Origin of the sequence: Terrabacter sp. MAHUQ-38 (assembly GCF_014518425.1) — a bacterium.
Classification (GTDB): domain Bacteria; phylum Actinomycetota; class Actinomycetes; order Actinomycetales; family Dermatophilaceae; genus Terrabacter.
In genome coordinates this window covers 89,487-112,907 of sequence record NZ_JACVCU010000003.1, presented here as the reverse complement: position 1 = coordinate 112,907, position 23,421 = coordinate 89,487, and the positions used below count along the sequence as shown (strand labels likewise).

At 69.9% G+C, this 23,421-nt stretch carries 18 protein-coding genes; 9 read left to right on the top strand and 9 right to left on the bottom strand.

Annotation, left to right across the window (positions count from 1 at the left end):
• Positions 1 to 33: 33 nt before the first annotated feature.
• From H9I49_RS11695 to H9I49_RS11675, 5 genes are all read left to right on the top strand, one after another.
• Complete coding sequence (locus tag H9I49_RS11695; RefSeq protein WP_188030563.1) at positions 34 to 1,293, top strand: NAD(P)/FAD-dependent oxidoreductase; 1,260 nt, start codon at positions 34 to 36, stop codon at positions 1,291 to 1,293.
• A gap of 158 nt (positions 1,294 to 1,451) precedes the next feature.
• On the top strand, positions 1,452 to 2,654 hold the full coding sequence (locus tag H9I49_RS11690; protein WP_188030562.1) for a glycosyltransferase family 4 protein: 1,203 nt from the start codon (positions 1,452 to 1,454) through the stop codon (positions 2,652 to 2,654).
• 45 nt (positions 2,655 to 2,699) lie between these two features.
• Positions 2,700 to 3,563, top strand: a complete 864-nt coding sequence (locus H9I49_RS11685; RefSeq protein ID WP_188030561.1) for a bifunctional methylenetetrahydrofolate dehydrogenase/methenyltetrahydrofolate cyclohydrolase — start codon at positions 2,700 to 2,702, stop codon at positions 3,561 to 3,563.
• A gap of 9 nt (positions 3,564 to 3,572) precedes the next feature.
• The gene (locus tag H9I49_RS11680) at positions 3,573 to 3,893 is read left to right on the top strand and encodes a DUF3017 domain-containing protein (RefSeq protein ID WP_188030560.1); all 321 of its coding nucleotides are present in this window, start codon (positions 3,573 to 3,575) and stop codon (positions 3,891 to 3,893) included.
• Positions 3,894 to 3,903: 10 nt separating this feature from the next.
• A complete protein-coding gene (locus H9I49_RS11675) occupies positions 3,904 to 4,872 on the top strand; it encodes a glycosyltransferase (protein ID WP_188030559.1) in 969 nt (322 codons plus the stop codon).
• A gap of 78 nt (positions 4,873 to 4,950) precedes the next feature.
• On the opposite strand, the gene H9I49_RS11670 is transcribed toward H9I49_RS11675, so the two are convergent.
• From H9I49_RS11670 to H9I49_RS11635, 8 genes are all read right to left on the bottom strand, one after another.
• On the bottom strand, positions 4,951 to 5,940 hold the full coding sequence (locus tag H9I49_RS11670) for a malate dehydrogenase (protein WP_188030558.1): 990 nt from the start codon (positions 5,938 to 5,940) through the stop codon (positions 4,951 to 4,953).
• 184 nt (positions 5,941 to 6,124) lie between these two features.
• Positions 6,125 to 6,985: a hypothetical protein gene (locus tag H9I49_RS11665; RefSeq protein WP_188030557.1), complete on the bottom strand. Its 861-nt coding sequence runs from the start codon at positions 6,983 to 6,985 to the stop codon at positions 6,125 to 6,127.
• Positions 6,982 to 7,632, bottom strand: a complete 651-nt coding sequence (locus tag H9I49_RS11660) for a SatD family protein (protein WP_188030556.1) — start codon at positions 7,630 to 7,632, stop codon at positions 6,982 to 6,984. The genes H9I49_RS11665 and H9I49_RS11660 overlap by 4 nt, the downstream gene beginning before the upstream one ends.
• A 34-nt stretch (positions 7,633 to 7,666) precedes the next feature.
• Positions 7,667 to 9,304, bottom strand: a complete 1,638-nt coding sequence (locus H9I49_RS11655) for a hypothetical protein (RefSeq protein ID WP_188030555.1) — start codon at positions 9,302 to 9,304, stop codon at positions 7,667 to 7,669.
• A 50-nt stretch (positions 9,305 to 9,354) separates the two neighbouring features.
• Entirely contained in the window at positions 9,355 to 10,170 is an 816-nt protein-coding gene (aqpZ, locus tag H9I49_RS11650) for an aquaporin Z (protein ID WP_188030554.1), read from the bottom strand.
• Between the two features lie 113 nt (positions 10,171 to 10,283).
• Positions 10,284 to 11,144, bottom strand: a complete 861-nt coding sequence (gene rfbD / locus H9I49_RS11645) for a dTDP-4-dehydrorhamnose reductase (protein ID WP_188030553.1) — start codon at positions 11,142 to 11,144, stop codon at positions 10,284 to 10,286.
• Positions 11,141 to 12,154 (bottom strand): dTDP-glucose 4,6-dehydratase, encoded by a 1,014-nt coding sequence (rfbB, locus tag H9I49_RS11640; protein WP_188030552.1) that lies wholly within the window; start codon positions 12,152 to 12,154, stop codon positions 11,141 to 11,143. Before rfbB ends, rfbD begins: the two co-directional genes overlap by 4 nt.
• A 67-nt stretch (positions 12,155 to 12,221) precedes the next feature.
• Positions 12,222 to 13,151 carry an SGNH/GDSL hydrolase family protein gene (locus H9I49_RS11635; protein ID WP_188030551.1) on the bottom strand — a complete coding sequence of 310 codons (930 nt, stop codon included), beginning with the start codon at positions 13,149 to 13,151 and terminating at the stop codon, positions 12,222 to 12,224.
• Between the two features lie 143 nt (positions 13,152 to 13,294).
• Between H9I49_RS11635 and H9I49_RS11630 the strand changes: the two genes are divergently transcribed.
• Genes H9I49_RS11630 through H9I49_RS11615 form a run of 4 tightly spaced genes read left to right on the top strand, consistent with a single transcriptional unit; the run spans position 13,295 to position 21,501 of the window.
• Positions 13,295 to 15,163: a glycosyltransferase gene (locus H9I49_RS11630; RefSeq protein ID WP_188030550.1), complete on the top strand. Its 1,869-nt coding sequence runs from the start codon at positions 13,295 to 13,297 to the stop codon at positions 15,161 to 15,163.
• Between the two features lie 13 nt (positions 15,164 to 15,176).
• The gene (gene wecC, locus H9I49_RS11625) at positions 15,177 to 16,466 is read left to right on the top strand and encodes a UDP-N-acetyl-D-mannosamine dehydrogenase (protein ID WP_370587541.1); all 1,290 of its coding nucleotides are present in this window, start codon (positions 15,177 to 15,179) and stop codon (positions 16,464 to 16,466) included.
• Entirely contained in the window at positions 16,463 to 18,253 is a 1,791-nt protein-coding gene (locus H9I49_RS11620) for an FkbM family methyltransferase (RefSeq protein WP_188030549.1), read from the top strand. Before wecC ends, H9I49_RS11620 begins: the two co-directional genes overlap by 4 nt.
• Positions 18,250 to 21,501, top strand: coding sequence for a glycosyltransferase (locus tag H9I49_RS11615; protein WP_188030548.1), 3,252 nt, complete (start codon positions 18,250 to 18,252; stop codon positions 21,499 to 21,501). Before H9I49_RS11620 ends, H9I49_RS11615 begins: the two co-directional genes overlap by 4 nt.
• Before the next feature lie 16 nt (positions 21,502 to 21,517).
• On the opposite strand, the gene H9I49_RS24450 is transcribed toward H9I49_RS11615, so the two are convergent.
• On the bottom strand, positions 21,518 to 23,326 hold the full coding sequence (locus H9I49_RS24450; RefSeq protein ID WP_188030547.1) for a DUF6270 domain-containing protein: 1,809 nt from the start codon (positions 23,324 to 23,326) through the stop codon (positions 21,518 to 21,520).
• Positions 23,327 to 23,421: the final 95 nt, after the last annotated feature.

Below are 23,421 nucleotides of genomic sequence, written 5' to 3'. Positions count from 1 at the left end.
ACGGGCACCCGCCCGCATGTGAAGGTGGGGCACATGAGCACTGACACATCCGGACAGCAGCAGCGCACGGCATACGTCCTCGTCGGTGGCGGGCTCGCCGTGGCGAAGGCGGTCGAAGGCATCCGTGAGAGCGACCGCGAGGGTGCCATCGTGGTGGTCGCCGAGGAGGACCGGTTGCCCTATGAGCGGCCGCCACTGTCGAAGTCCGTGCTGAAGGGCGAGGACCCGATCGACACGGTGTTCACCCACGACCGCGACTGGTACTCGGACCAGGGCGTCGACCTGCGCCTCGGCAGCCCAGCGACGTCGCTCGACGTGGCGAAACACGAGCTGACCGTCGGCGACGGCGACGTCATCGCCTACGAGCGGCTGCTCCTGGCGACCGGGTCGTCGCCACGGACTCTCCAGGTGCCCGGCGCGGACCTCGACGGCGTGCTCTACCTGCGTCAGATCCAGGAGTCCGAGGCGCTCAAGGAGCAGCTCGCCGACGGCGCCCGGATCGTCATCGTCGGTGCGGGCTGGATCGGCCTCGAGGTCGCGGCTGCCGCACGCGAGGCGGGGAGCACGGTGACCGTCATCGAGCCCCAGGCGGCGCCCCTGCTCGGCGTCATGGGTGAGCAGGTCGGTGGCTGGTTCGCCGACCTGCACCGCTCCCACGGGGTGGAGTTCCGCTTCGGCGACGGCGTCGAGCGCATCGAGGGTGACACGTCCGTGACCGGCGTCGTCACGAAGTCGGGCGACACCCTCGCGGCCGACGCGGTCGTCGTCGGCGTCGGCATCACGCCGAACACCGGGCTCGCCGAGCGCGCCGGGATCGCGACCGACAACGGCATCGTCACCGACCCGGCCCTGCGCACGTCATCCGACGGGGTCTGGGCCGCGGGCGACGTCGCGAACTGGCGCAGCACGACCCTGGACACGAACGTGCGCGTCGAGCACTGGGCCAACGCCCAGGACGGCGGGCTGGCCGCGGGACGGTCGATGGCAGGGCAGGACGTCACCTACGACCCCATCCCGTTCTTCTTCTCGGACCAGTACGACATCGGGCTCGAGTACGCCGGCTACGTCCCCCGCGGCAGCAATGCCGAGGTCGTGCTGCGCGGTGACCCGGCCGGCAACGAGTTCATGGCCTTCTGGGTCGTGCCCCAGGACGACGGCGTGCGCGTGCTGGCCGGGATGCACGTCAACGTGTGGGACACCATCGACGACGTCCAGCGTCTGGTCCGCGAACGCACGGTGGTCGACCGCGACCGACTCGCCGACCCCGGCGTCGCGCTCTCCGACCTCACCTGACACCACCGGCACACCGCCGGCAGCGTCCACACGCAGACGCGCGCGCACCGCGCGACGCCGTCATGTCCTTTTTCGTCCCGCGGCGTCGTGTTGTCTCCTACGCTCGGACCGTTGCCCGGAGCCACATCGTCTCGGGGCCCGGCACAGGAGCGAGGACCATGGAGGCTGCACGAGAGACCGGTGACCCTCGCGTGGTCACGGCTCCGCTCGTCAGTCCCATCGCGCAGGTCGCGTACGTCTTCTCCGAGTACTCCCACGGCACCGGCAACGCCATGTCGACGAAGATCAACGCGCAGGCCCGTGCCCACGAGGCACTCGGCGGGCAGACGTACGTCGTCGTCAGCGACCGGCGGGAGCACGACTACGACGAGGGCACCCTGGTGCGATACGCGTCGTCGAGGTCGACCAAGCGGGAGTGGTTCACCGATCTCGAACGCCGCGTCGACGCGGCCTGCGGCCTGGCGTTCGGCAGTCGCCCCCTCATCGCCCGGTTCCACCGTGAGGCGCTCGACGCCGTACCCGCGGACGCACAGGCCCTCGTCCTCTACAACTACGCCGGAGCGCTCACCGGCAGGCGGATCCGCCGCTTCGGCGGCAAGGTGGTCCTGCATCTCGGCAACGAGGTCTTCCGGTCGTGGCGTCCCGCGGAGATCCGGCGAGTCATCGAGCGCACACACGTCACGGTCGCCGTCAGCGAGTACCTCGCCGGCACCATCGTCGACCGCATCGGTTTCCGGCCCGACAACCTGCACGTGCTGCGCAACGGCGTCGACTCGGAGACCTTCCGCCCGGCGGCACGCGGATCACACGGCCCACCGACGATCCTCTTCGTCGGAAACGTCGTGCCCCACAAGGGCGCTCACCACCTGGTCGCTGCCGCACACGCGCTCGCTCGCAGGACTCGTGAGTTCCGGGTGCGCATCGTCGGGTCGGCGGGCCTGCGACCGGCCGAGGGGCTCTCGGACTACGAACGCGAGCTGCGCCGGGCCGCGGGCCCGCTCGGCGACGTCGTCGAGTTCACGCCCTTCGTGGACCGTCGGACGCTGCCCGCCGTCTACGGCGCAGCCGACATCTTCTGCATGCCGGTCGAGTGGCAGGAGCCGGCGGGGCAGGTCGTCACCGAGGCGATGGCCTCGGGGCTGCCGGTCGTGTCGGCCCGCAGCGGCGGCATACCGGAGTACCTCGGGCCCGACGGCGTCTACGTCGACCCGCGCGACACCGAGCAGCTTGCCGATGCCCTCCACACGCTCGTGACCCAGCCGGACGAGCGACGTCGCAGGGGGCAGGCCCTCAGGGCGCGGGCGGAGTCCCTGACGTGGGAGGACAACGTCCAGCGCCTCATGGGTCTGCTGGCGGACTGAGACCGTGGCACGGGGCACCGCGCCCGGGGTGGCAGGATGTTCCCCGTGACGGCACAGATCCTCGACGGCAAGAGCACTCTCAAGGCCATCAAGGTCGAGCTGACCCAGCGGGTCGCACGGCTGCGCGAGCAGGGCGTCGTCCCTGGGCTCGGCACCGTGCTCGTCGGTGACGACCCCGGCAGCCACTGGTACGTCAACGCCAAGCACAAGGACTGCGCCGAGATCGGCATCACGAGCCTGCGCCGCGACCTGCCCGCCACGGCGACCCAGGCCGAGGTCGAGGCCGTCATCGACGAGCTCAACGCCGACCCCGCCTGCACCGGCTTCCTCGTGCAGCAGCCGACCGGCCTCGACGAGATGGCGCTGCTCTCGCGCGTCGACCCCGCCAAGGACGTCGACGGCCTGCACCCGACGAACCTCGGCTGGCTCGTCCTCGGCAAGCGCGCGCCACTGCCGTGCACGCCGATGGGCTGCATCGAGCTGCTGCGCCGCCACGACGTGCCGATCGCGGGCGCCAAGGTCGTCGTCGTCGGCCGTGGCCTGACCGTGGGACGGCCGCTGGGGCTCATCCTCACGCGCAAGAGCGAGAACGCCACGGTCACCCTCTGCCACACCGGCACGAAGGACCTCGCGGCCGAGGTGCGCCAGGCCGACATCGTCATCGCCGCCGCCGGTGTCCCCGGCATCGTCACCAAGGACATGGTCAAGCCCGGCGCCGCCGTGCTCGACGTCGGCGTGAGCCGCCTCGACGGCAGGATCGCGGGCGACGTCGCACCGGACGTCGCCGAGGTCGCCGGCTGGGTCAGCCCCAACCCCGGCGGGGTCGGCCCGATGACCCGAGCCCTCCTGCTCAGCAACATCGTCGAGGCAGCCGAGGCCGCCGCCTCCGCGGCTGCGTCCGGTTCCTGAGCAGCCTCGATGCAGTGGCGAGGTAGCGGCTTCGTCGTCCTCAGCTGGTGGTACCTCGTCGCCGGCATCGCGGCTGTCGGTGTGCTCGTCATCGCCTTCCTCGACGTCCGCTGGGGCGGGCGCATCGTCGCCGGCGCGTTCCTGGTCGGCGCCGTGATCAGGCTCGTCGCGCGCCCCTCGCGCAAGGCCGGTGGCCTCAACGTGCGCTCCCGCGCCCTCGACGTCCTCATCCTGCTGGCCCTCGGTCTCGGGGTGCTCATCGCGTCGGCGACGGTCAACGTGCGTGCCGAGGTGCCCGACCGCCCGGCGGTCGGCAGCGCCGTCAGGTGAGCTGACGACCGTGCCGACCAGGTCGAGCGGAGTGCGCGAAGGGGGCGGGGAGCTCAGCGGCGCGCACTTCGACCACGTCCTGCTGACCCGCTTCAGCGCTGCATTCTCGCCGGCGGTGCCAGCCCAGGAGGACTGGCTGCGCTACCGCCTCGGCTTCTTCGTCGACGCCTGTTGGTCCTCGGTGCGCGGTCAGCGCGGCGCCGACTTCACCTGGCTCGTGCTGTTCGACGACCGCTGCCCGGACGGCTTCCGCGCGGACGTCGAGGCGCTCGCCGAGGGCACCTTCACCCCGGTCTGGTCGCACGAGCCGTGGTCGCCCGCGATCTTCGGCCGGGCAGTCGAGGACCTCACGGCGCCCGGAGTCGCCCCGGCGCCCTGGCTGCTCACGACCCGCCTCGACAGCGACGACGGCATCGCGCGCGACTTCATGGCCGCGGTGCAGCGGGAGTTCACGCCGACCGACGGGCTCTTCGTCGACTTCCCCCGCGGCGTGCAGATCGACCGCAGCGGCGCGACGTACCTCTACGACCAGCTGTCGAGCCCGTTCCTGACGCTCGTCGAGGGGCGGCGTCCGGGCACCCCGCCCCGCACGGTGTACATGGCGAGACACGCACGCGCTCGTGAGTGGGGGCCGCTGCGCGAGGTGAGCGCGCCACCGATGTGGGTGCAGGTCATCCACGGCACCAACCTGCTCAACATGACGGTCGGCGCCCGCGTCTCGCCGCGGGTCGTCAACGAGCGGTTCGACCTCGAGCTCGTCTACGCCCGCCACGTGCCCGCGGCCCGTCTCCTCCGCGAGAAGCTCGTCCACCGCGTACGTCTGGTGCGCCTCTGGTGGCGACACCCGGGCGAGGTGACGAAGTGGGGCGAGGCGAAGTTCTGGCGGCTGCGGGGCACGCACGTGCGGCCACGCAGCAACCGGCCCAACCTCACCGAGGCGCTCAAAGCCCGGGCCGAACGTCTGGGCTGGCGCCGCTGACCGGGTGCGGGCACACATGCGGAAGGGCGCCGGCCACCACGCGGTGACCGGCGCCCCTCGACGTCAGGCTGGAAGCCGTCAGATGAGCCCGAGACCCTTGACGGCGTCGCGCTCCTCGGCGAGCTCCTTGACGGACGCGTCGATCCTGCCCCGCGAGAACTCGTCGATCTCCAGGCCCTGCACGATGCTCCAGGCGCCGTCCTTGACCGTGACGGGGAAGGAGCTGATGAGCCCTTCCTCGACGCCGTAGGACCCGTCGGAGCGGACGGCCATCGAGACCCAGTCACCGTCGGGCGTGCCCTGCACCCACGTGCGGGCGTGGTCGATGGTGGCGGACGCGGCCGACGCGGCCGAGCTCGCGCCGCGGGCCTCGATGATGGCTGCGCCGCGCTTGGCGACGGTCGGGATGAAGGTGCCGGCCAGCCAGTCCTGGTCACCGACGGCCTCGGCGGCGTTGCGGCCACCCACCTCGGCGTGGAAGAGGTCGGGGTACTGCGTCGCGGAGTGGTTGCCCCAGATCGTCATCTTCTTGATCTCGGTCACCGGCACGCCGAGCTTGGCGGCCAGCTGGCTGATCGCGCGGTTGTGGTCGAGCCGCGTCAGGGCCGAGAATCGCTCGGTCGGGATGTCGGGGGCGTTGCTCATCGCGATGAGCGCGTTGGTGTTCGCCGGGTTGCCCGTCACGGTGACCCGGATGTCGTCGGCCGCGACGGCGTTGAGGGCCTTGCCCTGCGGGGCGAAGATGCCGCCGTTGGCCTCGAGGAGGTCGCCGCGCTCCATGCCCGGGCCGCGGGGGCGGGCGCCGACGAGCAGGGCGTGGTTGACGCCGTCGAACACCTTCGTCGCGTCGTCGCCGATCTCGACCTTGGCGAGCGTCGGGAACGCGCAGTCGTCGAGCTCCATGACGACGCCCTCGAGCGACTTGAGCGCGGGGGTGATCTCGAGCAGGCGCAGCTCCACCGGGGTGTCGGGCCCGAGCAGGGCACCGCTCGCGATGCGGAAGAGGAGGCTGTAGCCGATCTGGCCGGCGGCGCCGGTGACGGCGACCTTGACGGGTGTAGTGCTCACGGGAAGGCCCTTCACATCGGTGTGGCGCTGGACGTCCCGACGCTATCAGTGCGCGTGTGCGCGGCCGGAGGGGTGCCCGTGCTCGCGACGTGCTTCCCGCATGCCCGGCGGACCGGGTGACGACGATCACGCCCGGTGCCCGCGAGCCGGACACGAGGACCCCCGCGGCGCAGGCCGGCTCGGGTCAGGCCGTCAGGGCGAGGGACCCCAGTGCGACGAGCCAGCTGACGAAGCTGCCGACGAGGAAGTACTCGGTGACGTCGTCGATGCCGGCCGGGCCACCGGGGTACGACGCGGCCAGCGTGGGGTTGGCCGGGTCGGCTGGGTCGCCGGAAGCGCTGCGCGCCGCGGCCTGGATCTCGGGAAAGCGGAGCAGCCCCTTCGCGGCGATGACGAGGCCGGCGGCTCCGAACTCTCCCGCGAGCCCGAGGCCGAGGATGACGATGCGCTCCATGGGGCCGAGGAGCCGGCCACCCTTGAGACGGTCGGCCGGCTGCCCCGAGACCGGGGGAGCGGCCCGCCCGGTGAGCGACGCGGCTGCTGCCGCCGCGGCGTTGGCGGCCGTCACGTCGGAGGGCCGCAGCGCTCCGATGGCGAGCAGGACGAGACGAACGATGGTGTTGGCCGTCGCGACGTTGAACAGCACGAGCCCGACGAGGAGCAGGACGCGCCCGGGGGGCAGGCCGCCGTTGCCGGGCAGGTCGGCCCAGGCGAGCCACGTCGCGAGCGGACCGCCGGCGGGGCTGGCGGCCCCCGAGAAGGCCAGGAGCCCGACCACCAGGACGGCGAACGCGGTGAGCGGTGCGAGCGCGCGGCGTCCGGTCTGCTGCGTGTGGCGGGCCAGCTCGGCCCAGAGCGCGCCGACCGCAGCCGCGACGAGGAGCGCGACGAGGTCGACTGCCGTGTGCAGGCCGGCGAGGAGCCCGACGGCGAGGATCACCACCGGTGTGGCGACGTGGGCCACCAGCCGCCCGGGCCGCCACGCCATCGAGCGCACGACGTCGCCGACGCCGATGCCGACGAGGGCGATCGAGAGCCACGTCACGGCAGTCCCCCGAGCGCCGTCATGGCCTCGAGCGCGACGCCGATGCCGTCGCGCCGCACCCGCTGCGACACCGCGGACGGGCTGATGCCGACGCGGTCGGCGAGGTCGTGCTGGGCCTGGCCGTGCATGAGTCCTCCGAGGATCTCGCGTGAGGTGGTCGACAGCGAGCCAACCATGAAGTCCAGACAGTCGAGGGCGGCCTGCACGGCCGCGACCTGCCCTGGCGGTTCGTCGGGGGCGAGGTATGCCGTCCGCGACGTGCGGGTCTGCGCGCGGTCCGCGCGGTCCTCCGCCAGGACGATGGCGTCGCGGGCCGCCCAGTAGCCGGGTCCGTCGTGGATGCCGCGTTCGGGATCCAGCGTGGTGACCCTGCCGCGACCCAGGCCGAAGCGCACGTCGGCCCCGGGGTGCAGGTCGGCGCGGATCAGGAAGCTGGCCTGGGCGGCCGCGCCGAGCGTGGGGTAGACGCCCTGGAACTCGTCACCCAGTGTGATGACGGCCGGATCGTCGACCGGCACGGTGGAGTTGACGTGCGCGAGCGCCTCCTCGATCAGGTCGTGCAGTGCCTGGCGGTCCCGGTGCGTCCGGGACTCCACGATGTCGCCGATGAGCACGACGGGTGAAGGATTCACCTTCAGATCAGGCATATGAAGATCATATCTTCTTTTGGCGGAAATGAAGTCATGGACTGCACCCGGGGATGGTCACACCCTCGCGTGGCCGATGGACGGTCACGGCGTCGACCGTTGCCCAGCTGCGGGCCCAGCTGGACCGCTCGCGCTGGAAGACGCCGACGACCTCGTAGTCACGGTCGAGCTCGAGTCCGACCGTGTCGAGCACGCCGGCGGGAAGTGCCCGAGGTGCCCCCTCCGCCACGAAGAGCAGCGCACCACGCATGCTGCATCGGTCGTGCTCGATGGCGAGTCGGGCCGCCGACTCGCTGCCCGGGTAGCCGCCGAGGATCCATGCCTGGCCGACAGGACGCGCACCGAGGAGGAAGATCGAGCCCGGTGAGTCGCCGGTGAGGTCCAGCACGCGCGTGTGCTCGTCGACACCCAGCCGTTGGCCCAGGGCGGCCAGCTCCGCCACGCGCTCGTGGTCGGCCGGTGTCAGGCGGACCGTGCCGGACCCCACCTGGGTGGGCGTCGTGGCGGTGCGCAGCGGTTGGTAGCGGTAGGGCGCGGCGGCCGTCGCCACGAGCATCGCGAACAGCAGGGCGAGGGTGGCGGCCACCGGTGCCGTCCAGAGGAAGGGAGTGGTTGAGGGGCCGGAGTAACGGGTCAGCAGCACACAGAGCGCCACGAGCCAGAAGGAGCCGGCCCGTCCCTGGGCGGTCCAGAGGTTGAGGTTCGTGCCCAGGGCGTAGGCCGGGGGCAGGAGGATGAGCAGCCCGACGAGCGTGGGCCCGATCCGATGGGAGTGAGGGCGGTCCGAGCCCCTGCCGGCGCCGGTGACCACGGACCGGCGCGCCCGGACCAGGGACGCGACCATGACGGCGACGAGGCCGGCGCCGCAGGCAGCGAGGATCGTCGCGGCTCCGACGGCGGCCGTGAACGCCGTGCCTCGGAGCGGGAAGGTGTCCCACCGGACGAGGTCCTCGTGCCCACCCAGCGCCGTGGAGGTCGCCAGCCCGTTGGACAGCACCTCGATGATCCCGGCCGGGCTGACCCGGGCAAGGAGCAGGGTGAGGGCGGCGGAGGCGACGGCAGCGACGATCGTGGCCCAGGCCCGGCGCCGCCACGCTCCGGGCAGGGCGATCGCCGCGGCCACCACGATGGCGGCGAGGAGGGCGGCCGTCGTCGGCTTCGCCAGGAACGTGACCCATCCGCCGACGCCGACCAGGCCTGCTCCGACGATGCCGGCCCTGCCGGCACGGGTGACGGCCGACACGAGTGCGGTCGCGGTCAGCGACAGCCCCTGCAGAGCGAGCGTGTTGTAGCTCGGCGTCGAGGGCATCTGGGCCATCGTCGTCAGGGCAGTCGCGCCGAGACCGAGGCTTGCGGCAGCCCGGAGCGCCGGTGGCACGGTGCGGAGGCCGACGAGAGCAGGGGTGCCCAGCGCCACCCAGGCCAGCGACCCGACCGCGACGACCGACAGCAGCATCCCTGCCCAGCGGAGCAGCACGACATCACCGCCGACCAGCACGTAGAGCGGATGGTAGGCGTAGCCGAAGAGCAGGATGGTTGACCGGTCGTCGCCGGGGTGCGCGATGGAGTTGAGGTAGAAGCCCTCGTCGGTGCGGTCGAACCCCCGGGTGGCCAGCCAGGCGGAGATGCCGATGGTCGCGAGAGCGGCCGCTCCCAGACCGGTCGCCGCCACCCGGGAGTGGCTGTGTCGGTGGACCGCCCTGTCCGTCCGCGTTGCGGTCGTCAACTGTCGAGAACCGGTCGTCCCTCGTCGTCCAGGGCGGCGTTGGAGACGGTGTCCGTGGAGCCGCTGATGTCGAGGTGCTCCTTCTCCTCGCCGGTGATCCAGGCGTAGGTGGCGCCGGCGATGAGCCCACCGACGACCGGCGCGACCCAGAAGGCCCAGAGCTGGCCGACCGCGTCGTTGCCGTTGAAGAAGGCGACGGCTGTGGACCGGGCCGGGTTGATCGACGCGTTGCTGATCGGGATGGCGACGAGGTGCGCGAGCAGCAGGCCGAAGCCGATGGCGAGGGGCGCGAAGCCCTTCGGGGCGTCGTCCTTCGTCGCGCCGAGGATGATGTAGACGAAGAATGCCGTCACGAGCGCCTCGACGACCAGGACGCCACCGAGCCCGAAGCCGCCGGGCGAGTGCGCACCGTAGCCGTTGGCCGCGAGGTTGCCCGTCGTCGCGAGGCCCTTGGACGACACGAGCCCGGCGAGCGCGCCGCCGGCGAGCAGGCCGCCGACGAGCTGGGCCCCGACGTAGGCGGGCACCTCGCGCCACTGGAACCGCTTCGCGACCGCGATGCCGATCGTCACCGCCGGGTTGAAGTGCGCCCCGGAGACGTGGCCGACGGCGTACGCCATGGTCGTGACGGCCAGACCGAACGCGATCGCGACGCCGAGGTGGCCGATGCCGAGCTGGACGGGGGTCTCGTCGGACAGCGCCTGGCGCACGAACTTGCCGTTGAAGATCGCCGAGCCGCACCCGATGAAGACGAGCCAGAAGGTGCCGAGCGCCTCGACCGCGAGCCGTGAGCTCAGCTTGGGGGTGTACATCGGGCTCCTCCAGCAGGACGTCGACGTCGGACCACCCGGGAGACTCCCGGTGCTCGCAGCGTAGTCGACGGGCACCCGCCGGAACGGGCGGCAGACGTGCGCGCCGCGGGCCGTCAGCGCGTCGCCAGGTGGGCCCGCAGGCCGTCGCGCCAGTCGCCGATCGGCTCGACACCGGCGGCGGTCAGGCTGTCGTGCGAGAGGACGCCGTATGCCGGCCGGTGGGCCGGGCGCGGGAAGCTCGCCGTCGTCGCGGGTGCGATCCGCTCGGGGTCGAGGCCCGACAGCTCGAACGCGGCCCGGGCCAGGCCGTACCACGTCGCGGCGCCCGCGGCCGTGCCGTGGAAGGTGCCGGCGGGCAGGCCCGCGTCGAGGAGGCGCACCAGCAGCGCCGACAGCTCGGCGGTCGAGGTGGGCTGGCCGACCTGGTCGTCGACGACCGAGAGGGTCTCGCGCTCGGTGGCCAGGTGCAGCATCGTCGCGACGAAGTTCGACCCGCCCGGGCCGTAGAGCCAGGCCGTACGCACGACGACAGCGTCGGGGCACAGCGCCCGGACGGCCCACTCACCGGCGGCCTTGGTGCGCCCGTAGGCCGAGCGCGGGGCGACGGGGTGGTCGGCGGCATACGGGGTCGTGTCGGTGCCGTCGAAGACGTAGTCGGTGGAGAGCTGGACGAGGCGCGCGCCGGTGCGCCCGGCCGCGCGGGCCAGGTTCGCGGCACCCACGGCGTTGACCGAGAAGGCCTGCGCCTCATGGGTCTCCGCGTCGTCGACCGCCGTCCACGCGGCCGTGTTGATGACGACGTCATGCCCCGCCACTCCGGCGACGCACTCGGCGGCGTCGGTGACGTCGAGGTCGGGTCGACCGAGGGCCGTGACCGCGTGGCCGGCGGCTCGCAGCGCCGGCACCAGGTCGCGCGCGAGCATCCCGGCGGCTCCCGTGACGAGCACGCGGAGCGCGCCGCTGCCGTCGGTCATCGGCCCAGCCGGGCGTAGGTCCGCTCGGCCTCGACCTTCGCGTCCGACCACCACTCGCGATGTGCGGCGTACCACTCGACCGTCGCAACCAGACCCGCGCGCAGGTCGCCGTAGCGGGGACTCCAGTCCGTCTCGACGCGCAGCTTCGTGGCGTCGATGGCGTAGCGCAGGTCGTGGCCGGGGCGGTCGTCGACGTGGTCGAACCAGTCGGCGGGGCGGCCCATGATCTCGAGGAGCGTCTCGACGACCTCGAGGTTGTTGCGCTCGCCGTCGGCACCGATGAGGTAGGTCTCGCCCAGACGGCCCTGCTCGAGGACGGCGATGACGGCGTCGTTGTGGTCGTCGACGTGGATCCAGTCGCGCACGTTGAGGCCCGAGCCGTAGACCTTGGGGCGGATGCCGTCGAGGATGTTCGTGATCTGGCGCGGGATGAACTTCTCGACGTGCTGGCGTGGGCCGTAGTTGTTCGAGCAGTTCGAGATGGTGGCCTTGATGCCGAACGACCGGATCCAGGCTCGAACGAGCAGATCGGCGCCGGCCTTCGTCGCCGAGTAGGGGGAGGACGGGTTGACGGGCGTCCGCTCGGTGAAGCGCTCGTGCTCGTCGAGCTTGAGGTCGCCGTAGACCTCGTCGGTCGAGATGTGGTGCAGGCGCCGGTCGTGGCGGCGGATCGCCTCGAGGAGCGTGAAGGTGCCCACGACGTTGCTCTCGACGAACGGCCACGGGCTGTCGAGCGAGTTGTCGTTGTGCGACTCGGCGGCGAAGTGGACGACGACGTCGTGCCCGGCGACGAGGTCGTCGACGAGGGCAGCGTCGGCGACGGACCCCTCGACGAGACGCACCGAGCCGTCTCCGCCGAGGTCCGCGAGGACCGGCGCGAGCGAGTGGCGGTTGGCGGCATACGTCATGGCGTCGAGCACCGTCAGCGACCAGTCGAGCCGGGTCTCGTGGGCGCGCAGCACGAAGTTCGAGCCGATGAACCCGGCTCCGCCGGTGACGAGCACGCGCATGGGGTGAGGTTAGCCTCCGCCTCGGCGTGCGGCCGGGAGTTCGGTCGGCTCGCCACCCGCGGCGGGCTCAGCCCTCGGTGGTCGCGGACTCGGCGCCGGGCGTGGTCTCGGCGGGGGGCGTGGTCTCGGGCAGGGAGCCGTCGGCGGGCAGGGCCGACACGTCGCCGCCGAGGGCGTCGAACACCGTGCGTGCCCAGAGACGGCCACCCTTCGAGTTGACGCTCGGCGGGTCGACGACCGAGACGAACCGGTTGGGGTCGCCCGCGGCCGAGAACGCGCCGGCGACGTCGACCGTCGGCACGCCGTTGGTGGCCGCCCAGTCCTCTGCGGCGACCCGCACGGGCCCGATGGCGTCGTCGCGGTCCTGGGCCTGGAGGACGACCAGGACGGGGACGGCCGGCCACCTGGCACGGAGGGCGGCATACGTGCTGTTGAGCGCGCCCGGCATCGTCGAGGCGGTGTTGTTGCGCCCGTAGCTGAGGAGCACCACGTCAGGACGCGCGGGGACGAGGAAGTCTAGCCTTCGGGCGGCATACGCGGCCCCGACGTCGCGGCGACTGCCGTTCCAGACGGTGGCCTTCGGCCCCGACGTGCCGTAGTCGACGGCGGCGTCGTAGCGCGTGGGGTCGGACTCGTTGAGGTTGCGCAGCTTGACCTGATGGGTCTGGCCGAGCAGCTTCGCCATGACCTGGACCCACTCGCCGTCCTCGTCGCCGGTGCCGTCGCCCAGCACCGCGATCGTGAGGCCGCGCCCCGAGCCCACGAGGCCCGCAGCCTGGGCGGCCAGCGCCGTGGCCGCCGGTGTCGTGCCCGACGGCGGCTTCGTGCCGGGGACCGGGGTGCCGGAGCTCGACGTCTTCGCGCCCGCCGACGGCGGCAGCTCGGGTGTGCCGTCGGGGCCGCCGCCGGTCAGCGAGACGACGGCGACGACGATGGAGACGTTGACCAGGAGGATGACGAGGCCCAGGAGGGCACTCTTCGTCCTGGACCGTCGCATGGGCCCAATTGTGCAATAGCAGGACAGAGTTCACCCAAACGTCCGAGGGTCGCCGGGCGCGCCGTGGGCTAGATTGGCGCCCGGCCAGCGGTCGCCCGGGAGGCCTCCCGGCCGACGCCCGACGACACAGGACTGCGAGAGCGATGCCGACGGCGACTCCCCGAGGGGACCTGCGCAAGGCCCTCTGGCACCTGCGCCGCGGCGGCCTCCCGCAGCTGCGCACGTTCCTCTCGCGCCGGTCCATCCGCCGCGGGCAGGCGCGCGGCGACGCGTTCGACCCCGCGGCGTTCGAGCCGTGGCCGACGCCCGAACGCCGCCCGGCGCGGCCGGCCCTGCGCGTCGGTGTCATCCTCGACGACTTCAGCCGGACGGCGTTCGCGCCGGAGTGGCACCAGGTCGTGCTGCGCCCCTCGACGTGGCGCGAGCAGGTCGCCGGACTCGACCTGCTCTTCGTCGAGTCGGCGTGGCACGGCAACTCCGACGCCTGGCAGTACGCCCTGACCGGCCCGTCCGCGCCGCGCGCCGACCTCGTCGAGCTCGTCGCATCCTGCCGTGAGGCTGGCGTGCCGACCGTCTTCTGGAACAAGGAGGACCCGAGCCACTACGCGGACTTCCTCGAGACCGCGCGGCTCTTCGACCATGTCCGAACGACCGACAGCGACCGGCTGCCCGACTACCGTCGCGACCTCGGCCACGACCGCGTCGGCGTGATGGCGTTCGCCGCGCAGCCGGCAATCCACAATCCCGTGCGGCCGATCGTGGGGCACCAGGCGCGGGACATCGCGTTCGCCGGCATGTACTTCGCGCACCGCCACCCGGAGCGGCGTGAGCAGATGGACTTGCTCCTCGGCGCGGCCGCACAGGTCTCCGGGCGTATGCCGTACGGCCTGGAGATCTTCTCACGCTACCTCGGGGGCGACGAGCGCTACCAGTTCCCCGGCGAGCTGGGCGAGCGCGTCGTGGGGTCGCTGACGTATGCGCAGATGCTCACGGCATACCGGGCGTACAAGGTGTTCCTCAACGTCAACAGCGTGGTCGGCAGCCCGAGCATGTGCGCGCGGCGCATCTTCGAGATCACGGCGTGCGGCACGCCCGTTGTGTCGACCCCGAGCCCCGCGATCGGCGCGTTCTTCCCCTCCGACGAGGTGCCCCAGGTCGGCGAGGCGCAGGAGGCCGAGTGGACGCTGCGGGCGCTCGTGAACAGCCCTGAGCTGCGTGACCGGATGGTCCACTCGGCGCAGCGACGGATCTGGCGCGGCCACACGTACGCCCACCGGGTCGACGACGTGCTCGGTGCCGTCGGGCTGGGGGTCCACGTCGTGCGGCCGCGTTCGGTGTCGGCACTCGTGTCGTCGAACCGGCCCGGCCAGCTCGAGCACGTCGTGCGCACCGTCGCGGCGCAGCAGGACGTCGACGTCGAGCTCGTCCTGCTCACGCACGGCTTCGAGGCGCCCGTCGGCCTGGCGGGGTTGGCCAGTGACCTCGGGCTCGCGTCGTTCCGGACGCTCACGGCCCCGTCCGACACGAGCCTCGGCGCGTGTCTCAACCGTCTGGTCGAGGCAGCGGAGGGCGACGTCGTGGCGAAGATGGACGACGACGACGTCTACGGTCCGCACTACCTGCGCGACCAGCTGAACGCCCTCGGTTACTCCGGCGCCGGCGTCGTCGGCAAGCAGGCCCACCACATGTACCTCGAGGCCCAGGACGTCACGGTGGTGCGCTTCCCGGAGCGTGAGCACCAGTTCACCGACTTCGTCATGGGGCCGACCATCGTGACGCCCCGAGAGGTGGCCCGGGCCCACCCGTTCGAGGACGTCGCCCGCGGTGAGGACACGGCCTTCCTCCGCCGGGTGGTCGGCAGCGGGCTCCGGGTTTATTCGTGCGATAGGTTCGGCTTCGTCCAGATTCGGTCCTCCACCCGGGCGCACACCTGGGAGGCATCGTCAGCGGAGCTGCTGGCCAACTCCCGTGTCGTCGCGTACGGACGGGCGGTGGACCACGTCATCTTCTGAAGGGGCAGAACCCGTGACCGCGCAAACCCTCAGCGCACCCGCTCCCACCGCATCGGCCGTGGGCTCACAGACCGTGGCCGTCATCGGCCTGGGCTACATCGGACTGCCGACGGCCGCGATCCTCGCGAGCAACGGCGTCGAGGTGATCGGGGTCGACGTCAGCGACCGCCACGTCGACGCCGTCAACCGTGGTGAGGTGCCCTTCGTCGAGCCCGACCTCGCGACCCACGTCGCGGGCGCCGTGAGCAAGGGCCTGCTGCGCGCGCAGAAGGAGACGCCGAAGGCGAACACGTACATCGTGGCCGTCCCGACCCCCTTCAAGGACGGTCACGAAGCCGACCTCAGCTACATCGACGCCGCGACCGACGCGATCGTCCCGCAGCTCTCCGGCGGCGAGCTCATCATCCTCGAGTCGACCTCCCCGCCCGGCGCCACCGAGCACCTTGCCCAGCGCGTCCTCGACGCCCGCCCCGACCTGTCGCTCGACGGCGCCGGTGGCCGTCCCGTCGTTGAGTTCGCGCACTGCCCCGAGCGGGTGCTCCCGGGGCGCGTCATGATCGAGCTCGTCACCAACGACCGCATCATCGGCGGCCTGACCCGTGGCGCCGCCGAGCGGGCCCGCGACCTCTACGGCATCTTCTGCGACGCCGAGCTGCATCTCACAGACGCCACGACCGCCGAGATGGCCAAGCTGACCGAGAACTCGTTCCGCGACGTCAACATCGCCTTCGCCAACGAGCTGTCGATCATCGCCGAGCGCCTCGGCATCGACGTCTTCGAGCTGATCGAGCTCGCCAACAAGCACCCCCGCGTCAACATCCTCCAGCCCGGTCCCGGCGTCGGCGGTCACTGCATCGCTGTCGACCCGTGGTTCATCGTGAGCGCGGTGCCCGAGGACGCCCGCCTCATCCGGACGGCTCGCGAGGTCAACGACCGCAAGCCCGAGGTCGTGCTCGGTCGGGTCAAGGAGCGTGCCGACCGGTTCAAGCGACCCGTGATCGCCGCCCTCGGCCTGGCCTTCAAGCCGGACATCGACGACCTGCGCGAGTCGCCGGCGCTCGAGATCACCCGGCAGCTCGCGCAGCGCCACCCGGACGCGACGATCCTCGCGATCGAGCCGAACGTCGACACTCTGCCGACGGCGCTGACCGGCTTCGACAACGTGCGTCTCGAGGGCACGATGGCCGGCATCACGGCCGCCGACATCGTCGTGCTCCTCGTCGACCACAAGGAGTTCAAGCGGCTCAACCGTTCGGTCCTCGAGGAGAAGGCCGTCATCGACACCCGGGGCATCTGGCGTTGACCGACCAAGCCTCCTCGGGGTGGGCGGAGGTCCGGTGGCGTGATGCCGCCTACCATCTGCGTGTTCCCGATGCGGAGACCGACTACATCCAGGGCCGAGTTCTCAAGGAGGGCGCCCCCTACGAGGAGGAGTTGCTCGCGGAGTTCGCCAGGCGCCTGCGACCAGGTGATCTCGCACTGGACGTCGGCGCCAACGTCGGCAACCACACGCTCTTCATGGCCTGCGTGCTGGGATGCCGCGTCGAGGCCTTCGAGCCCGACGAGCACCTGACGCAGGCCATCGACGAGTCGGCCGAACGCAACGGCGTGCAGCAGTTGGTGCAAATCCACCGCGTCGCGGTCGGAGCCTCCCACGGCAAGGGTGTGCTCGTATGTGACGACCCGTCCAACCTCGGCGGTCAGCGGGTTGCCCCTGAGGGAGACCACGGTCCCTCTGTCGAAGTAGTCACTCTCGACAGCGTGACTTTCGACGCCCCCGTGCGCCTCGTAAAGATCGATGTCGAGGGAGCGGAGGTGGATGTGCTTCGCGGCGCCTCGGCGCTCCTTCAGCAGGACCGTCCTCTCGTTTACGTCGAGTGTCTGAACGAAGCCGATTTCGAACTCGTCGAGTCGACGCTCGATGACCACGACTACATCTGGATTGGGGTCTGGAATGCTTCACCCACTCACTGCTTCGTCCACCTCGAACAACTGTCGGAGATCGAGGGACTGCGGTCGCGACTGCGAGAGGTAGCCCTGGCTCACTACGCACTGCTCGAGCAGTCGCGGAGCGACCGCCAGCGGCTAGACCAGGCGAACATGCAATACCGGTCACTCGCCCAGGCGGTTTCGGGCCCTGGCGAGTCTCGCGCTGGCGATATGCAGGTGATGCTCTCCACGGCTGAGGGCACCCGACTTCAGCTCGAACAACTCACGAAGCAGCTTGCCTCTACGCAGTCTGAGCTCGCCCGGCGTCTAGACACCAGTCACGCCCGAGCCACTTGGGCCGTGCGCGACCTGGGCCTGCAGTTGGTCGAGGCGAGAGAGGCCGCCGCCGACTTGCGGCGAGACTTGGCTGCCGAACGCGAGCGCGCGGAGACATTGAACCGGCAGTTGACAAGAGAAGTGGCCGAGCAGGCTCGCCTGCGGTCCACTCTGGACGAGCGTCTTGTGGCCCTCGAGAAGGCGGAGGGGCGCTGCGCGTCGAACGAAAGACTTGCGGCCGATTGGAAGCTGCAAGCGAGCGAGCTGGAGCGGGCGGGAGCCGAGGCACAGAACCGCCTTCGTGCGCAGATCGATGTGGCCGACGAGCTGCGGGTAAAGGTGGCAAGCCTCGTTGCCCGGCACGAGCGGGTCAGGAGCGACCTCAAAGTCGTTCGTCGGCACATTGAGGCTCAGGAGGAAGAGGCACGCCGTCTCAATGCCGCCGAGGTCAAGGCCCGCGAGGATCTGAGCGTTGAGCGCTCGCGCCACAGTGACCTGGAGACGGCGCTTCGCGAGGAAGTGACCCTTGAGCGCTCGCGCCACAACAACATCGAGAGGGCGCTTCGCGAGGAACTGCACGAGGAGGCGTCGCGCCACGGTGACATCGAGGCGGCGCTTCGCGAGGAACTGCACGAGGAGGCGTCGCGCCATTGCGTAACGCAGGCGGAGCGTGACTCGTACCGTCGAACCCTCGTCGGGCTGCGCAACAGTGGGACCTACATCCTCGGCGCCGCGCTGCGCGACGCGCGGTCACCTCGCGGCCTGTTCCGACTGATTCCCGAAATGCGGCGTGCTTATCGAGCAGCGAAGGAGTCCCGTCGTTGACCACGACAGCAGAGCGTCAGACCCCGCAGCGGCCCGAAATGCTCTTTGACGAGCAACAGTTGCTCGCCAGAGCTCGAGCGAATGATCGCTTGGTCGTCGCCTGCATTCTCGACGAATTCAGTGCACAGTGCTTCAGCCCCGAAGCCGACTTCGTGCCGCTCACTCCCAAGAACTGGGAAGTCGAGCTGTGCGCAAGTCAGCCGGATCTGTTGCTCGTGGAGTCGGCTTGGCGTGGTCACCGGGAGTTGTGGTGGAACACCATACCGAGGCTCGACCCCGAGCTTCAGGGGATTCTTGCGTGGTGCCGTGAGAGGGGCGTGCCTACAGCCTTCTGGAACAAGGAAGACCCGGTTCATTTCGCGACCTTCCTCACCGTTGCCGCCGAGTTCGACAGCGTGTTCACCACCGACATGGATTGCGTTCCTCTCTACAAGGCACGCCTTGGGCACGAGCGGGTCCACTTCTTGCCGTTCGCGGCGCAGCCAGCGCTGCACAACCCGCTCGAGTCGTTCGAACGCACCGACGGTACGGCGTTCGCCGGCGCGTATTACCGGCGGTATCCCGAACGCACCGCTGATCTCGACGCCCTCTCTCGGGCTTTGCGTCGCCGTGGGCCGCTCGCCATCTACGACCGAAACCATGCCAAGCAGATCGCGGAGTATGCGTTTCCCGAGGAGTTTCACGACGAGATCGTTGGAGGCCTCGCACCCCACGAAATCGGCGTCGCGTACAAGGGTTACACCTACAATCTCAACCTCAACTCCGTCAAGCAGTCGCAATCGATGTTCGCTCGCCGGGTCTACGAACTCATGGCCTCGAACACGCTCGTCGTCAGCAACTTCTCGCGAGGACTGAGGTCGATGTTCGGTGACCTTGTGGTTGCAACGGATAGCGCGGCTGAGGTAGCCCGCGTCCTCGACCGCCTCGAGCGAATACCGCACGGAGTCGAGCGGGTGCGCGCGGCTGCACTACGCAAGGTGCTTTCGGACCACACGTACGGCGAGCGGCTGGCGTTCATAGCGCGCGTCAACAACGTGGCAACCCAGTCGAGGGTCGATGCTGGCGTACTGGTCGTCGCCGACGTTGCCAACGTCACTGAACTGGAGTCGGTCCGCGAGGCGGTCAACCGTCAGACGTGGAAGCCGCTGAAGGTGGCGGTTCACGCTAACGGTGCCCTGGCAGCCGAGAAGGCCCGCGATGAGGTGCTCGGCGGCTGGGCCAACGCGGAGCTGGTGCTTCTCTCCTCCATGGATCCTGCGACGGTGCAGGTCACAGCCGAGAAGGCCGGATGCGAGTTCGTCAGCGTCTTTGACCCGTCCGACTACTACGGCCCCAACTATGTGACGGACGCTACGTTGGCGCTTGGTTGGAGTTCGCTGCCTGCGGCAGGTAAGGGGCGGCACTTTGCGGCCACGACCCAGGGGCCGATGCTCTCCTCCGACACGGGTTCGTTCACGTCACACCCAACACTCCCGGCGCGGGCGTCTGTAATCCGGCTGTCCGCCCTGCCCAGTTACTTCAGCGCGCAACGGATCGATGCGATCACGATGGAAGGCTTGGCGATCGACCCTTTCAACTACTGCCGCGGCGGTGCCGCGCTTCCAGTCGAGAGGATGGCGGACGTGCTCGACCTCGAGCTGGACCGAGGGCACGGCCTCGACGACATGCGACGACACGCTGCGCTCGCGACCGTCGACGTGGACGACAACCTCGGGATCGCCGTGTCTGAGCTGCTCGACGGGCTTGAGGGCCGGTCGGGGGAGATCCGGGTAGACACGACTGGCCCGCTGCCCACAATCATCTCCACGTTGGCCCCGGGCAAGCACCGCTATGTGTACAGCAGCAAGCGGCTTCAGCCCAACGTGCTCGATCTTGCGCGAGACCGGTTCGTGTACTTCGAGTGTGCGCCCGGTCTGGACCTGACCCTGACCTTTCTCTTCATGGGGAGTAACGGCCAGCGGCTGGGGCACGTCATGGTGCCTAACCTCATCAACGTCGGCATCGACCTCCCCCCGGGCACCGTAGAGCTTTGTGTGGGACTGCGGGTGCTTGGTCCGGGCCGCGCAACCGTCAAGCGGTTCATCCCTCACCACCACCACGAGGCCAACTCGGGCGTCCTCACCCGCGCACGGGACCTCGTCGTGACCAACGTCTATCCCTCCTACGACAACCTGTACCGCAACGGCTTTATCCACACCCGCGTCCGGGCCTATCGGGAGCACGGTCGGAAAGTCGAGGTTCTCTTGCCGAGCCGGACCTCGCGCTCGACCTTCCGGGAGTTCGAAGACGTCGACGTGGCCGAGGTGCCGATCGACGATCTGAGCGCGTGCCTGCGCAGCGGCGACGTCGACAACGCGCTAGTTCATTTCCTTGACCCGCTCATCTGGCAGGCCCTTCGGCAGCAGTCGAACCTCAAGGGTGTTTACGTCTGGGTGCATGGCTCCGAAGTTCAGCCATGGTGGCGCCGCGAGTACAACTTCAAGGACGAGGACGAGCTCGCCACGGCAAAGATGGCCTCGGACGCGCGAATGTCCTTCTGGCAAGAGGTCTTCCGCGAGGCACCTGACAACATGCATTTCATCTTCGTGTCCCGATATTTTGCGGAGGAAGTTTTCGAGGATGTTGGTATCAGGCTTCCTGAGGACCGCTTCTCGATAATCCACAATCCCATCGACACGTCAATCTTCACCTACGTTCCGAAGCGGCCGGAGCAGCGCCGACGCGTCCTCACGATCCGCCCCTACGCCTCGCGTAAGTACGCCAATGACCTTAGCGTCGAGGCAGTCCGGCTTCTCAGTGACCGCGAGGGTTTCAGCGATATCCAATTCTGCTTTATCGGCGACGGGCCGTTGTTCGAGGAAACGCTAGCCCCGTTGCGTGGCTTGGAGAACGTGGAGATTCGCCGCCAGTTCCTCACGCACCAAGAGATCGCGCGCATCCACAAGGACTTTGGTGTTTTCCTCACACCCACACGCATGGATGCTCAAGGGGTGTCCCGTGACGAGGCGATGGCCTCGGGTCTCGTGCCGGTCACTTCGGCGGTCGCTGCGGTTCCGGAGTTCGTCGACACGCAGTGCGGTTTCATGGCGGAGGGCGAGGATGCGGCTGGCCTGGCAGAGGCGATCTGGACTCTTGCCCACGATGAAGAGCTCTTCGCGTCAATGTCCCGGGCGGCAGCGCGGCGGGTAGAGAAGCAGACGGCTGCCGATGTCATTGTGCCGAAGGAGATCGAACTGTTCCGGCGCTAAGTTGGCACGCCGTCGTCTAACGGCGGGATGCTGTCGCGTGAACAGAGAGATCCGAAAAGGCCCCTGCAATTCCTCGCAGGGTGTGGTCGTAAAGGGTGCCTGCGTAATGAAAGGGCGACAGGCCCCACTTGTGAGCAGGATCGGAGACGAAGACGCGTTCGGGGTAGTGGAGGAAGCGCAGGTCCCGATCGGCCGAGAGGGTATACAGGGCGTCCAGCGTCTCGTTGTTCTGGCGGATCGAGTCGGCGTGGGCGAGCGGCTCCCCGTCGGCTGTCGTCGTGGCCCAATACACCTTGTTGACGAGTATCCGGTCTGAGGGGACCACCGCGATGAGCGCGTCGAGCCCCGACGTGAACGCCGCGACGTGCTCGGCTGAACCCGGACTCACCAGGTCTGCCGTGTCCGGCCTCAGGCCGCATCGTTCTGCCTCAGGTGAGTACGTAACGAAGCCCGAGCCCGTGCGAACCATCGATAGTCGTTCGTCGATGAAGTCGAGCACGAGCAGGTCAAATCTTGTGCTTTCGAGCAGCGTGGCCAACCCCTTGTTGAGGTCCACGTCGACCATGCGCCGCTGGAACGCTGAGGGGTTGTCCTCGAGCCGGATGAGGTCTTGCGCATCGGGGGGCGGCGAGAAGGCGCTGCCGAGTGGCGACCGCGCGATGTAGTCGGCGAGTGGCGGCGCCCCGCTAAGCGCAAAGGCGTCGCGGGTGACACAGCTGCCGTAGACGAACACGACCGGCGCGAGGGAACGTTGCGCGCCGCTGTCGGCGATCGGCCAGCGTGACCAGAGCGTCTGCAGGCGGTTACCCAGCCCGTCGACCACCGCCACCTTGAGGGTGCCTGGACATTCGGTGCGCAGTGTGGCTGAGGGCGAGGCGGTGATGACTCGGAGCGGCGCGTCCGTCGGGTCGTCTGCGTCGCAGGTGAGACTGAACTCGAAAGTCAGACCGCCGACTCCGGTCTTGACTCCGCTCATGCGAACGGACTGCCGATCAGAGGCAACCGGCTCGGCCTCGAGGGCCGCATCGGCCAGCAGTGACCACGCCTCACGTCTCAGGTCGCGGGGGAGCGCCAGCGCCGACGCGGCGTCGATGAAGCCCGCGCCCTGGAGCGCCTCGAAGACGCTGCGGGCGGGCCGCCCTGGATCGAGGAGAGAGCCGAGGGCGACCCTGAGCAACGTCGGAGAGGGGGTGTGGTCATCGGTGCCGAACCGAAGGATGATCGCGCAATGACCTGTTGCGGTCGTGTGCAGTCCACGCCCGCGGTGGACATAGCCAAGGGCCCGCATTCGGGGCCCGAGGCCGGTGCGGATGCCGGGGTCGGCGGCGTCCTGCAGGATGACCGTACGCCGTCCCCATGATGTATTTCCGGGGGAAAGGGGGGCTCCATCCCCGGCGTCCCGGCGCGGGAGCGACCACACCAGGCAACTGGCGGCTTGCCCCAGGGCGGCGGCCTGCGCGAGCGCCTCCTCGGCAGTCTCGTCCTGCCCGAGTAGGACGATCTCTCGCCCAAGCCGGTCGCAAAGGCGGGCGAGGACGTCGGTGAGTTCGCCTTGCTCAGAGGCAGAGTCGACCTCGCAGGGCTCGAACGTGACGACTACCGCTGGGAGCGCAACGTCCTCCGGCTGTGGACCACTGTTGCGAGCCGGGATGCCATGGCCAACCATGCGCGAACCAGGGACCAGCCACACGGGAACGGCCCCTCCGTCCTGCAGCCCCTCAACGTCGCCAAGGAGGTCGATCTTGATCCCGAGACGTCGTCCGCTCGACAGGGTCACCGACCCGCCCTGAGAGGTCAGGCGCGGCATGAGTGCGTCGCTGGTCACGCCGGTCCATTGATCCGGCGGCGACGATTCAGGCTGGCTGTGCAACACCCCGCGTGATGCATGAGCCGGCTAGGACCGCCGTCTTGAAGCTCGGA